General features: G+C 71.3%; 10 protein-coding genes. 2 read left to right on the top strand and 8 right to left on the bottom strand.

The genetic code is table 11. From position 1 onward, the window contains the following. Positions 1 to 351 precede the first annotated feature (351 nt). Positions 352 to 1,791, top strand: coding sequence for an aminotransferase-like domain-containing protein (locus BLQ49_RS20875; protein ID WP_244507702.1), 1,440 nt, complete (start codon positions 352 to 354; stop codon positions 1,789 to 1,791). A gap of 90 nt (positions 1,792 to 1,881) precedes the next feature. On the opposite strand, the gene BLQ49_RS20870 is transcribed toward BLQ49_RS20875, so the two are convergent. Continuing rightward, a complete protein-coding gene (locus BLQ49_RS20870; RefSeq protein WP_091719220.1) occupies positions 1,882 to 5,319 on the bottom strand; it encodes an SbcC/MukB-like Walker B domain-containing protein in 3,438 nt (1,145 codons plus the stop codon). A gap of 173 nt (positions 5,320 to 5,492) precedes the next feature. Between BLQ49_RS20870 and BLQ49_RS20865 the strand changes: the two genes are divergently transcribed. Further along, on the top strand, positions 5,493 to 7,169 hold the full coding sequence (locus BLQ49_RS20865) for a methyl-accepting chemotaxis protein (protein WP_091719216.1): 1,677 nt from the start codon (positions 5,493 to 5,495) through the stop codon (positions 7,167 to 7,169). Positions 7,170 to 7,345: 176 nt separating this feature from the next. Here BLQ49_RS20865 and BLQ49_RS20860 read toward each other — a convergent pair whose 3' ends face one another. The 7 genes from BLQ49_RS20860 to BLQ49_RS20830 form a co-directional block, all read right to left on the bottom strand. After that, positions 7,346 to 7,972, bottom strand: coding sequence for a DUF4194 domain-containing protein (locus BLQ49_RS20860; protein ID WP_091719214.1), 627 nt, complete (start codon positions 7,970 to 7,972; stop codon positions 7,346 to 7,348). Further along, positions 7,965 to 9,335: a Wadjet anti-phage system protein JetA family protein gene (locus BLQ49_RS20855; RefSeq protein WP_091719212.1), complete on the bottom strand. Its 1,371-nt coding sequence runs from the start codon at positions 9,333 to 9,335 to the stop codon at positions 7,965 to 7,967. Before BLQ49_RS20855 ends, BLQ49_RS20860 begins: the two co-directional genes overlap by 8 nt. A gap of 35 nt (positions 9,336 to 9,370) precedes the next feature. Further along, entirely contained in the window at positions 9,371 to 9,787 is a 417-nt protein-coding gene (locus BLQ49_RS20850; protein WP_091719210.1) for an FKBP-type peptidyl-prolyl cis-trans isomerase, read from the bottom strand. Between the two features lie 325 nt (positions 9,788 to 10,112). After that, positions 10,113 to 11,333, bottom strand: coding sequence for a bifunctional phosphopantothenoylcysteine decarboxylase/phosphopantothenate--cysteine ligase CoaBC (coaBC, locus tag BLQ49_RS20845; RefSeq protein ID WP_091719208.1), 1,221 nt, complete (start codon positions 11,331 to 11,333; stop codon positions 10,113 to 10,115). Between the two features lie 44 nt (positions 11,334 to 11,377). Beyond that, on the bottom strand, positions 11,378 to 12,103 hold the full coding sequence (locus BLQ49_RS20840) for a di-trans,poly-cis-decaprenylcistransferase (protein WP_091719206.1): 726 nt from the start codon (positions 12,101 to 12,103) through the stop codon (positions 11,378 to 11,380). A gap of 77 nt (positions 12,104 to 12,180) precedes the next feature. Continuing rightward, positions 12,181 to 12,570, bottom strand: coding sequence for a transcriptional regulator (locus BLQ49_RS20835; RefSeq protein WP_091719204.1), 390 nt, complete (start codon positions 12,568 to 12,570; stop codon positions 12,181 to 12,183). Next, complete coding sequence (locus BLQ49_RS20830; RefSeq protein WP_091719202.1) at positions 12,557 to 13,174, bottom strand: hypothetical protein; 618 nt, start codon at positions 13,172 to 13,174, stop codon at positions 12,557 to 12,559. The genes BLQ49_RS20835 and BLQ49_RS20830 overlap by 14 nt, the downstream gene beginning before the upstream one ends. Between the last annotated feature and the right edge of the window lie 113 nt (positions 13,175 to 13,287).

Below are 13,287 nucleotides of genomic sequence, written 5' to 3'. Positions count from 1 at the left end.
GCTCCTCGATGGATTGGACCGCGGCAGAGGAAGCTGCGTGCGATCAGATCCCGTATTGGCAAGCGACGTGCCAGCTCATCACGATCAACGATCCATGCAATGGGTCGATCGGCAATGCATACAAGTATCCGATCAATACCATGTGACCAACCACCAGCATCTTCGCCCAGGCGCTCAGCGAAGTATCATTGCTTGCGCGATCCATGCACATGTTTTGCTTGTCGGAGCGCCATCCCTTGTATGGCTTGTATGGATGAGCCTCGCAAACTCGGTAAATCGTGGCGCGGTACGGTGCTTGCAGACCATACAATCAAGCAATGATTGCATCTTGATGGTCTGGGCGCGGAACCGATGAACCCGACGGAGCAGGAGGGGCGGCCAGACAGGCGGACCGGCATGGCGAGTGTCTGGACGCCGGACCTGAAGCGGTGGGGCAAACCCCATTATCTGGCGATCGCGGAGGCCCTCGCGGACGATATCCGGACGGGGCGCCTCAGCCCCGGCATGCGCCTGCCGACACAGCGCGCCCTCGCGGAGGCGATCGGCCTGAACTTCACCACCGTCTCCCGTGGCTATGTCGAGGCGCACAAGCGCGGCCTGATCGAGGGGCGTGTCGGCCAGGGCACCTTCGTGGTCGATCCGGCGCGGTCGGCCCGATCGGCCGGCCCCGCGCGGCCGGGCCGGGTCGGTCCGGTCGACTTCACCATGAACCTGCCGCCCGAGCCCGATCAGCCGGCCCTGCAGGCGCGCATGCGAACGTCGTTCGCGGAGCTGTCCGGCGACCTCGCCAACCTGCTGCGCTACCAGGGTTTCGGCGGGACCGACGACGACAAGGAGGCGGCCCTGCGCTGGCTCAGGGGCCGCGGGATCGTCGCGACGCGCGAGCGCCTGCTGATCTGCCCGGGCGGCCACAGCGCCCTGTTCGGCGTGCTGGGCCAGGTCGCCCGGGCGGGGGATACGATCTGCGCCGAGCGCATCACCTATCCGGGCATCCGGACGATGGCGGCGCACCGGGGCTTGCGCCTCCTCGGCCTGCCGATGGATCGACATGGGATCGATCCCGACGCCTTCGCGGCGGCCTGCACCAAGGCCGCTCCGAAGGCGCTCTATCTCAACCCGCTGCTGCAGAACCCGACCACCGCGACCCTGTCCCGGTCGCGGCGTGAAGCCATCATCGCGGTGGCGCGCCGGTATGCCGTGACGATCATCGAGGACGACGCCTACGCGCGCATCTGCCCGACGCCGCCACCGAGTTTCGCGGAACTCGCCCCCGAGATCACCTACTACGTGGCTGGCCTCGCCAAGTGCCTGGGCGCGGGCCTGCGCCTCGCCTATCTCGTCGCCCCGAGCGCCCGGGCGGCCCTGCCGCTCGGCGGCGCCCTGCGGGCCGCGACCGTCATGGCCTCGCCGATCGCGACGGCGCTGACGACGCGCTGGATCAACGACGGGACCGCCGAGGCCATCGTGCAGTTCGTGCGCGATGAATCGGCCGCTCGCCAGCGCATCGCGGCTTCGCTGCTCCCGCCCGAGACCTACACGGCCGATGCGCACGCCTTCCACGCCTGGATCACCCTGCCGGCGGGCTGGACGCGTTCGGCCTTCGCCAGCCAGGGCCGCTCGGCCGGCCTCGGCGTGGTCGCCAGCGATCCGTTCTGCGTGACGGGCGCGCCCCCGGAGGCGGTCCGCCTCTGCCTCGGCGGCCCCTCGACCCGGCAGCAGATCACCAACCGCCTGGAGAGGCTCGCCCACGCGCTGGAGGGTTCTCCGGCACTGGCCTCGAGCTACATCTGAGGCGCGCGAGCGGCGCTGCGCCCATCGTCCGCCACCAGCCGAAGGCGCGGCCCGGTAACCCGGCCGCGGCGGGCGCGGCTGTCCCGCCCCTCACTCCGCCGCGTCCGCCTGCCGAAACCCCTCGATCCCGACCTGATCCGGGTTGATCGCGTGCAGCGCCCGACGGGCCGCCTCCAACGGGTGTTCGGCCTCGATCCGGACCGAAGTCAGGTCCGGGCTTTTGTAAACGGTGACGATGGTGTCCATCACCTCCGTCAGCGTCGTGCGCTTGTCCTCGGGGGCGGCGATCAAAAGTTGCAGACCCCAGGCCCGGTAGAGATCGACCAGCGCCTGGCTGTTGCGCACGTCGAGCTTGGAGAAGGCCTCGTCGAGGAGGCAGAGGCCGAGTCCCGGGTTCTCGTCCCCCGGACGGTCGCCGGGATAATAGGCGCTCGCCAGCGAGGCTGCGATCGCCACGTAGAACGGCGCCTGCGCCTCGCCGCCCGAGCCGCGCAAAGCCCGCGCCGACATGGTGGTGCGGTTGCCCGCCCGGTCGCGCATGCCGATCTCGTAGACGAAGTAATTGCGGTAATCCGCGAGCCGCGCCGCATCCTCCTCGCCGGCGATCAGCGCGGTGATCTCGGCGAGTGCCGCCGCCATCGGGCCCTCGGCCGCGCCGTCGAGCAGCGCCTGCGCGGCCTCGGGCGAGCGGGCGGTCTCGGTGGCCAACGCGTGAACCGCGGCGTAGCGCCGGTCCACGGCCGCCTCGAACGCGTAGGTCTGGCCCGTGAAGCTGCGGGCCGAGAGCCGCTCGTTCAGCGCCTCCAGCCGGGCCTGAACCCGCTCGAACCGGTCGGCGAGGCGGGTGAGCAGATCCTCGGTCATCAGGCGTCGCATCTCGACCTCGGCCCGCTCGGCCTGGGCCCGGTAGCGCCGCAACTCGTGGCCCTCCACCGCCTCGTATTCCCGCCGGACCCAGGCGAAACCGTCGATCGCGGGTGCGTCGCCCTGGTTCAGGGGGTTTTCGACCCGCCACGCGGCGCAGGCCTCGGCCAGCTCGCGCTCGGCGACGCGTCCGTGCGACCGTGCGGCTTCAGCGGCCTCCCGGGCGAGGCCCCGCTCGGCGGTCGCCCGCGAGCCAGCGGCCTTGGCGTCGAGGCCGGTCAGCGCGCGCCGGGCTTCGGCGATCACCTCGACATCGAACGTCTCGGAGCGGGCGACGCGGACCCGGGCTGCATCACCGCCTACGAGCTGGCGCAGGGCCGCGCGCCGCGCCGAGAGGGCGGCACGGGTAGCCTCGCGCATGGTCACCAGCCGAGCGCGCAACGCGGCCTCGTCGGCGAGCAGGCGGTCGAGCTTGGGTTCGAGTTCCTCCGACAGCTCGCGCAGATAGGCGACCCGTTCCGTCGTCAGCGCGGCGATCTCGGCGGCGAGCCCGGCGGTGTCGCGCTTCTCGATGCCCTCGCGCTCGGTCTGGAGGGTGCGCCGCCGTCCGTCGAGCCCGTCGAGCTCGGCCCGGAGCGTATCGATGTCGTCGAGGCCCCGGGCGATACGGGCCCGGATCGCGGCCGCCGTGCGGGCAGCCTCGCGCAGCACCGCCGCCTCACCGCGCAGGCGCCGCGCCTCCGCGACCGCAGCCTCATGGACGCGCCGGCTGTCGGCGGTCGGCCCGCGCTGACCGCGGGTCATGAGCAGATCGACACTCCGCGTCACCGAATAGGCCATGCCGGCGGTGGTCCGCCCGCTCGGCGCCACCGCCCGGGCGAGGCGGGCGAGCTCGGCGTCATCTTTCGCCAAATCGTAGCCACCGAGCCGCACGCCCAGGAACGCCTCCGCGTGGGGATCGCTGGTCTCGATCACCGTGAGCGGGCCGTCATCGTAGCGGCGGGCGCGCTGCTTGGCGGTGTCGGTGGTCTTGACCAGGATACAGCGGTGGAACCGGTCGCGGCCCGACTGGAGCACGCCGAGCGCCTCGTTGAGCCGATCCGGCGCCACCACCAGCGCCTCCCGGGCGCGCCCGAGCAGGCCTTCGAGGGCCGGCCCCCAGGTCGGATCGACGATCTCGGCCAGCTCGCAGATCGGCACAGCGTCGATGCCCCGCCGCTCCAGTTCGCCGCGGAACGCCACCGTATCGGAGGAGAGGCGCGCCGCCGGGCCGGCGCCGGTGCGGGGCGCGGTACGCTCGGCCTCGCTCTCCTGGGCGCGGGCCTTCAGGGCCGCGTCCTCGGCGGCCCGCTCAAGCGCCTCGTCGAACTCGGGCAGCCGAACCAGCCCGTCGATCAGCTCGGCCAGGGGGCCCTCGGGGCGCAAGATTTCCTCGGGCGGCGATTCCCGACGCAGCCCGGCCCGGGCGCAGGATTCGGCCAAGCGCGCTGCCTGCGGAAAACCCTGCCGCAGGATCGGGGCGACCGGCTGGAGTTTGCCCATCTGTCCGACGAGCCCGACCAGATCGGCGATCCGCCCGGTCAGCTCCTTCCGATCGCGTTCCAGCATGGACAGACCGAGGGTCGAGGCGGCGAGCCGCCCCTCGGCGGCGCTGGCGGCGGCGAGCGCCTTCTTCTCGGCGATCTCCCCGTCGATGTCGCGCACGAAGCCGCGGCTGGTCGCCACGCGCTCGCGGGCAATGCGCAGGGCGTCGGCTCCCTCGCGCAGGCGCGTGCGCACGGCCACGAGGTCGAGGCTGCGGCGGCGCAGCTCGGCGGAGGCCGCCCGCAACTCGTGGGTCGCCGCCGCGAGCACCGACTCGCTCCAGGCCTCGTAGCGATCCTTCAGGCGGCGCAGGCGCGCGAGCCGGCTCTCCAGCTCGGCGATCGTCTCCAGCAGGCGGCGCCAGTTGGCGATGGACTGGCGGACGCGGTCCACGTCCAGGGGCTCCGGCTCCAGCACGAAGGCGCGCACGAAGGCACTGGTGTCGAAGATCGGCTTGAACGCCACGGCGTTGGCGAAGCTGCGCAAGAAGTGGCGCGGCTCCGGCGCCGGCGCGCCCTCCCGCAGGGTAGCCAGCACGTCGGCCGTGAAGCGCTCGCCGGAGGTCCGGTACTCGGTGAAGCTCGCCGCCTTGGCCCGCAGATCCCCGGCGATCTCGCTCCAGGGCGCCGTGTAGCTGCCGCCCGGGGCGGTGCGGGCGTAATCGGCGATCTCGAACCGGTGCCCGACCGCGATGAAGCGCGACAGCACGGTCTCCTTCGGCTCCACGGCGCGCGCCGCCAGCGCCAGCCCAACCGTGACGACGCGGCCGGACACCGGGTTCTCGAACACCAGGGCCAGCACGGTCTCGCAGGATTCCCGGGTCGGGCGGCCGCCCTCCGCGGGGTCGCTGATCCAGCCGAGGCAATAGTCGCGCACCGTGCGGGCGCTGCGCCCCGAGGCCGAGGCATTCAGCGCGAGGCGGCTGGCGTTATTGCCGGCCAGCACCGTGCCGACCGCGTCGAAGATCGTGGACTTGCCCGCACCGGTCGGCCCGACGAGGGCCGCGGCACCGCGCAGCCGGATCTGCTCGCGGCGGATCAGATACCAGTTCGAGATGGCGATATCGGTGAGGACGTACACGATGTCAGTGAGCCGGCCCGGATTCGGAAATCAACGGGCCCAGTTGGCCGGACTCGGCGGCGTATGCAAGCCGGTGACAGAGGCCGTAACGAATCAAGTTCTGCGCGAACTGCCAGCTTGCTCGCGCCGACACCCCCGGTATCGTGACCGAGGCCCAGAGAACTGACAAGACTATGCGTGCAAGCATAAAAACAAAACTTAGCAGCCTGTTCCTGTTTCTGCTTATCGCAGCCGCGATACAGGGTGGAATGACGATCGTGCGAATGAAATTCGTCGATCATCAATTGACCGAGCTGCTCGATCGGGCGATGCCGTCCTTGGATGCGGCGGAAACCATCAGCGCGCTGACTGTGAAAGCGCGTCTGCTGCAGGTGCGCGTCGCCACGGCGGACACGGAGGCCGAGCGCGATGCGGGCCGCGCGGCGGTTGAGGAGATGCTGAAGGATCAGGCTGCCCGGGTCGAGGCCTACAAGGCTCGGATCACCACGCCGGACGAGCAGGCGCTCTACGACACCCTGGTCGCCAAGCTGAAGGCCCAGCACTACGCTTGGGAGCGGCTGCGCGGGATGAGCCTCAGCCAGCGCGAGGCGGCGATGTCCTATTACCGGGGGGCCATGAATGCCCGTTACCAGGACGTCGCGAAGGCCGCGCACGCCCTGGTGGAACGACATGTCAAAGCCGTCGAAGAGGCCGGCCGGTCCGCCCGGGAAAGTCAGGCCAGCGCAGTCACGATGACCGTTGCGATCCTGGCCGGCATGCTGGCGGTCGGGCTGGGCGCCATGCTGTACGCGCTGCTCGGGGTCTCGCGGCCCATCACCGTGATGACCGACGCCATGCGCCGGCTCGCGGGCGGCGATACGGACTCGGCGGTGCCCTATGTGGGGCGCCGGGACGAGATCGGCGCCATGGCGGCGGCCGTGCAGGTCTTCCGGCAGAACCTGATCCAGACCCGCACCCTGGAGGCCGAGGCAGCGCGCGCCCGCACGGAAGCCGAGGGGCAGCGCCGGCAAGGGATGCGCGACCTCGCGGCGCGGTTCGAGGCCGCCATCGGCGGCATCGTCCGCACGGTCACGGCGGCGGCGACGCAGCTCCAGGCGACAGCCCAGGCGCTCACCGCGACGGCGACCCGGACGGCCGACCGCTCCGGCGACGCGCGCGCGGCTGCCGCCGAGGCCGCCGCCAACGTCAACACCGTGGCGGCGGCGGCCGAGGAACTCGGCTCCTCGGTGGACGAGATCGGCCGGCAGGTGGTGGCCTCGGCGGATCTGGCGCAGGTCGCGGTCCGTGAGGCGGGGGCGACCACCGGCCTGGTGCAGGAGCTGAGCACCGGAGCCCGGTCGATCCGGGAGGTCGTGACGCTGATCTCGGAGATCGCCGGGCAGACCAATCTGCTGGCCTTGAACGCGACCATCGAGGCGGCCCGGGCCGGGGATGCCGGCAAGGGGTTCGCGGTGGTCGCCGCCGAGGTGAAGCAGCTCGCCGAGCAGACCGCGAAGGCCACCGGGGAGATCAGTCGGCAGATCGGCCAGATTCAGGGTTCGACCGACCACGCCGTCCGCGCCATCGACGGCATCGCCGGGCGGATCCGCGAGATCAACGCCACAGCGACCACGATCGCCAGCGCGGTGGCGCAACAGGGGGCGGCCACGCAGGAGATCGTCCGCAACGTCGCCCAGGCGGCGGCCGGGACTGGCGCCGTCACGGACAACATCACGGAGGTCGCGGGCGCCGCCGACGAGACCGGCGCGGCGGCCGGGCAGGTGCTGCGCGCGGCCTCCGCGATGGCCGAGCAGGCGGCCCGGCTCGGGAGCGAGGTCGAGCATTTTCTCGCGACGGTGCGGGCGGCCTGATCGGGCCGCCCGCGCGGTTTCCGGCTGAACGCTTCGGTCGAAGAATCCCACGCCGTCATCACGAGCGAAGCGTAGTGACCCAGGGCAGCGCGACGCCGGCAATCGCGGAGCCAACGGGATTGCTTCGCTCCGCTCGCAAAGACGGCGGCGCCGAACTGATCAGCCGGAAGACGGTCTCAAGTCTCCCCGGCCTCGGTCCAGGCCCGCAGGCGCTCCAGCCACGCATCCGAGGCCAGCACCGCCACACCCGGCAGGAGCGCGAGCGGCGTCACCCGCTCGACCCGGTCGCGCTCGCCGAGCCGCAGGCCGCCGCGCCGCGCGTAGAGCCGCAGGATGTCGGCGAGCCGGCCCTCCTCGGGGGGCTCGTTGCGGGCGACCGTCCGGATTTTTTCCACGATCTCGTCGGTGGTGCACTCGACGATCCCGTCCGTGCCGACGCGGTGGTCGCGCAGACCCTCCTCGTAGAGGAGCCGGAGCGCCAGCAGCACCAGGGTCTCGTCCTTGCGCAGGCGCTCCGACATGATGTCATGACGCGGCGCATCGGCGGCCGGGCTCAGCGAGACCATCTGGTCGCGGTGCGAGACGGTCAGCGCGTAGCCGAGGCAGGCGAAGTAATCGGTGAAGAACGGCGCGTAGTGCCGGGCGAGCTCGTAGGAGCGGCCGATATTTGGGGTGTCGGCGTAGATCACCTGTCCCTTCAGCAGCACTTGGAGGGCGCGGCTGAGTTCCTCGGCGTCAGGTGCCCGGGCGCCGGGGGGCGCGGGCTCGTCGCCGTCGATGATGGCGCGGAAACCGTCAAGCACCGGGGCGCCGCTCCAGCAGGAAATCCGGACAATCGAGCCAGCCGTTGGCGACGCGCTCGGGCAGCCGGGTGAGGGCGTAGCGCGCGCCGAGTTGCGCGTCGAACAGCACGTCGATCTCGCGCAGGCGCTGGAACACGATGAAGTCGTCGACGTCGGCGATCGCGATCTGCGATCCGCGCAGCCGCACCGCCTTGCCGAGCCGGGCCTCCACGAAGGCCGTCATGCTCTCCGGGGTCACGGTGGTGCGGCGGCGGAACTCCGCCTTGGCGGCCGCGAAGGCATCGACCACGGGATCGTCCTCGATGTCGGGGAGGGGCTCCATGTCGATTGCGGCTTTGCGCGCCCGCGGCACCTGGAGATGGGCGTGGCCGATCGGCGGGCGCAGCAGCGAGACATCGGTCGGGACGTCGGGGGCGATCTCGGAACCGCCGACCGCGCGCAGCATCGCGGCAGCGCGCTCGACGCCGCCGGGATCCGGCCGGTCCATGATATGCAGGGCGGCGGCAATCCGGCGCTCCAGCCGCGCCACCACGGCATCGACCGCGTCGAGGTGGTTGTCGAGCCCCTCGAACACCGTGAGGATCTGGGCGAGATCGGCGCGCACCGCCCGCTGGGCGGCGTCGAGATCGGGGCTGCGGCCCTCGCGGATCAGGCCCTCGGCCAGCGCCCGGACCGTCAGAGCGTCGCGCAAAGCCCGGCCGGCCTCGCGCACTACGCTGGCGCGAAAGCGGAACGGGTTGAAGCGCGTGTGCAGCGTCCGGTAGTCGCTGATCAGGTGGCGCTCGACGAAATCCTCGAAGAACAGCCGGAAGGTCTTGGCCCGGTCGGGCTCGCGCAGGATGCGCTCCTCGACCTTGCGCATGCCGGCGGCCAGCCCGCGCACATGGGCCAGGAACGCCGCCGCCGCCCGGGCGGCATTCGCCAGCGCCTCGGAGCGGCTGCCAGGATCCGACAGGGCGCTCTCCAGCCCGCCCAGCACCTCCAGCACGGCGCCGCCATACGAGCGGGTCTCGCCCCGTTCGAGCCGGGACAGCTCTTCGAGCAGAAGCCGCGCCTCGGGGTCGAACTCGACCACCGGCACGTAGCGCTCGCGGCGCTCGATCAGCCAGCCGGTGTCGAGCAGGCGGCGATAGAGGGCGGTGCGGCGCTCGGTGGGATCGGCCGAGATCGGCTCGTCGCCGCTGACCTCGGGATCGCTCCAGCCCGCGGCGAAGTCGCCGATCTCGGCCAAAAGTTCGGCCTTGCGCACCGGCTCGGCCCCGAGGACCCGCCGGTGCAGGTGCAGCAACAGGGCTGCGTTGAAGCCGCGGCTCGGAGAAGCCAGCGGCTTGAACAGCTCGTCGGGCAGCTGCGCGAACAGCATTCCTTTGGAACTTCCGCCGTCGCGCAGCCGTGACCTTACTTCGCGCCGAGGAGTTCGACGTCGAAGATCAGGGTGGCGTTCGGCGGGATGACGCCGCCGGCGCCCCGGGCGCCGTAGCCGAGCTGCGGCGGGATGATCAGGGTACGCTTGCCGCCCACCTTCATGGTGGCGACGCCCTCGTCCCAGCCCTTGATCACTTGGCCGGCGCCGAGGGGGAACGAGAAGGGCTGGTTGCGGTCGCGGGAGGAATCGAACTTCTTGCCCTTCTTGCCACCCTCGTCGAGCCAGCCGGTATACTGGACGGTGACCTGCTGGCCGGGCTTCGGCTCGGGCCCGGTCCCGACGACCTCGTCCTGATACTTCAGCCCGGAGGGCAGCGTGACGGTCTCGGCAGTGGCGGCAGTGCTCATGGCGATCAACGCGGCTCCGGCGATAAGGGACAGGCGAGGCATGGTTTCTCCCTGGAACCGGCGCCATGCGCGCCGGCCGTCGCCGCGCCTTCTAGCGACTCGCACCGGTTGAGGCCAGGGCAGCGCTTTTTTGGGCGCAACGCAAATCGGCGCATACCGCCGCCTTTTCCCGGACAGGTGCAGCGCAGCGGACCCTAATCCGGGGCCCCAATGCGAAGAGCGCCGCGCACGCGGCACAGCCTGATTGTAAGGAGACGCTTCGCGAAGTCTTCTGCTGGCTCCCGTGCCGCCTTCCGCTGCCGCTGCACGCGCCCGGGAAAGGGATCAGCGCATTCCGATCTGGCAAGCGCCTCTGAAAAAGGTGGCCTCACCCCGCCACCATACCCGCGAGATACACCACCAGCCGCCGGGCAACCTCGTCCTTGCTGAGACGCGGCCAGGTCTCCACCGCGCCGTCGCGGTGGATCAGGTGGACCGTATTCTCAAGCCCGCCCATCACGCCCCCCGCCGCCGAGACGTCGTTGGCCACGATCAGGTCGCAACCCTTGCGGGCGATCTTGGCCCGGGCATGGTCCAGCACCGTGTCGGTCTCGGCCGCGAACCCGACCACCAGGGGCGGGCGCCCGACCGTCTTGCGCGCGATCGTGGCCAGGATGTCGGGGTTCTCGGCGAGCGCCAGCGGCGCGGGGCCGGTGCCGTCCTTCTTGATCTTCTTGGCGCCGGCCTCCTGCTCGGGCCGCCAATCCGCCACCGCGGCGGCGAAGATCGCGATGTCGGCGGGCATCGCAGCCTCGACGGCCTCCAGCATCTCCCGGGCTGTCTCCACCCGGATGACAGCGACGCCCGGCGGGTCCGGGATCGCCACCGGCCCGGAGATCAGCGTCACGGAAGCACCCGCCCGCGCGGCGGCCTGCGCGATGGCGTGGCCCTGGCGGCCGGAGGAGCGGTTGGCGATGTAGCGCACCGGGTCGATCGGCTCGTGGGTCGGGCCGGAAGTCACCAGCACGCGCCGGCCGGCGAGGGGGCGGTCAGCGCCCACGCCCAGCATCCGCTCCAACGCGTCGGCGATCTCGTGGGGCTCGGCCATGCGGCCGGGGCCGGTCTCGGGCTCGGCCATCCGGCCGGCATTGGGGCCGACGATGTGAACACCGTCGCCCTCCAGGGTCGCGCGGTTGCGGCGGGTCGCTGGGTGCGCCCACATCTGCACGTTCATGGCCGGCGCGATCAGGATCGGCAGGGTCGTGGCCAGCAGGATCGTCGTGGCGAGGTCCGCCGCGTGGCCGCCCGCCACCCGGGCCATCAGGTTGGCGGTGGCGGGCGCCACCACCACGGCGTCAGCCTGCCGGGCGAGCTTGATATGGCCGATCTCGGCTTCGCTGGCGCGGTCGAACAGGTCGGTATGGGCGCGCTCGCCCGCGAGCGCCGCGGCGGCCAGCGGCGTGACGAATTCCTGCGCCCCCTGGGTCAGGACCGGACAGACGCTGGCGCCGCGCTCGCGCAGGCGCCGGATCAGGTCGAGGGCCTTGTAGGCCGCGATGCCCCCGCCGATGACGAGGAGGATGCGACGGTCGGCAAGGGTCTCGTTCATGGCAGAAACCCTCTGCGCGGCTTCAGGCGCTCGTCAAGCGCCGCTCAGGCCGCCGCCGGGACCGCCGCGGTCTTCAGGCCGCCGAACCGGCGTTCCCGGCGCTGGAACTCCGCCATGGCGGCGGCGAGATCTTCGGGTCCGAAATCGGGCCACATCCGCTCGGTGAAGTGCAGCTCGGCATAGGCCGCCTCCCACAGCAGGAAGTCGGACAGGCGCTGCTCGCCCCCGGTACGGATCAGCAGATCGACCTCGACAGGCGAGCCGTGCATCTCCCCCGCCACCAGCGCCCCAAAATCCTCGCGCGTCACGGCCTCCTCACCCTGGAGGCGTCGCGCCGCCGCGATGATCGCGTCGCGGGCGGAATAGTCGACGCAGATCCGCAGGTGCAGGCGGGTCCCCGCCGCGGTGGCGGCCTCCGCGGCCGCGATCGCTTCTGGGATGCCCGTCGGGAGCCGGTCGCGACGGCCCACGACGCTGAGCCGCGTGCCGGTGCGGGCGAGCCGCTGGGTCTCGTTGCGCAGGTAAGAGCGCAGGAGGCGCATCAACCCGCCGACCTCCTCGGCTGGGCGCTGCCAGTTGTCGGCCGAGAAGGCGTAGAGGGTCAGCGTGCCGATGCCGAGATCCGGGCAGGCCTCGGCGGTCCGCCGGATCGCCTCGACGCCCCGATGATGTCCGGCGAGCCGGGGCAGGCCGCGCTGCGTCGCCCAGCGCCCGTTGCCGTCCATGATGATCGCGGCGTGCAGGGCCTTCGGCGCCGCCTCACTGTGCATCGTATCGTCTCCCGGCCAGAGCGTATCGGTGAAGTTTATCGGGGCGGCATGAACAATCTTGGAATGATTAAACGGTCTCATGCCGGTTTCGTGGCCGGATCGAGGCCATGTCGCCCCGTTTCCGGCCCGGACTCGGCGGCCTCCGCGGCGTCGCGGACCACCTGTTCCAGGACGCCGAGATAGCCGATGAAGCGCTGCCGACCGCTCGCGGTCAGCTGGCACACCGTCTGCGGGCGGTTCTGCGCGAACCCCTTCTGGAGGGTCACGAAGTCCGCCTCACTCAGAACCGCGAGGTGTCGGCTCAGGTTGCCATCGGTCAGGCCGCACAGGCGCTTCAGATCCGGGAAGGGCAGCCCCTTGGGGTGAGCCACCAGGGAGGTCAGTACGGAGAGCCGCGCCCGCTCGTGGATGATCCGGTCCAGCCCCTCGTAGGAGAAGCGGCCATCGTCGCGATCAGAGGCCATCATCGTAGGCCCGGGCGCCGTGGTGAACGATGGCAGCCAGCCAGGTCTGACCGACCAGGAAGGGCAGCCCCATGGTCCAGGGGGAGAGCAGCCGCGTCTCCGCCGAGAAGGCCAGCACGCCGAGGCCGGCGAGCAGGTACCAGGCGCCAACCCCCTGAACGCCCCGCGGCAAGATGCGCGCCGAGGCGAACAGGCCGAGCCCAACCAGGACCTGCCAGAGGCCCGGCAGCATCCAAACCTCCTGAGGGGCGAACCGGGCGATCACCAGCGCAAGGCAGGCCCCGGCGCCGGCCGCCGGTAGGAAGACCTCGATGGCGTTCCACACCATGGCGTCGGCCAGGCCGGAATGCAGGCGGCGGGTCCGCCGCACCGCCTCGATCCCAATCATGGCGAAGGCCGCCAGGGCAGCCGCGACCCAGAGGCCGAAGAACAGGCCGGTCCGGACCGACGGGTCGCCGAGCCACAGGGCTTGACCCGTCGCGCAGGCCAGGGCGAGTCCACCGGTGGCGGCGATCGTCGCCGCGCCGACTCCGCGGAAGGTCGTATCCCTGGCGATCTGCGAGCGGATCGCCACGATGTCGGCCAAGGCCTTGTCCAGGTCCTGCATGCGTTTCACGCCCCGGCTGCATCGTGCTTTGCGGCGCAAAGTAACGGCCCTCGCAGCTCGTCGCAAGCCAATTCGCCACCCTCAACGCCCGGTTTCCCAGACATGAGATTGGC

Source organism: Methylobacterium phyllostachyos, assembly GCF_900103445.1.
Taxonomy (GTDB): Bacteria; Pseudomonadota; Alphaproteobacteria; order Rhizobiales; family Beijerinckiaceae; genus Methylobacterium; species Methylobacterium phyllostachyos.
Note: the sequence above shows the minus strand (reverse complement) of the source record. Positions and strands in the feature narration are given on the sequence as shown.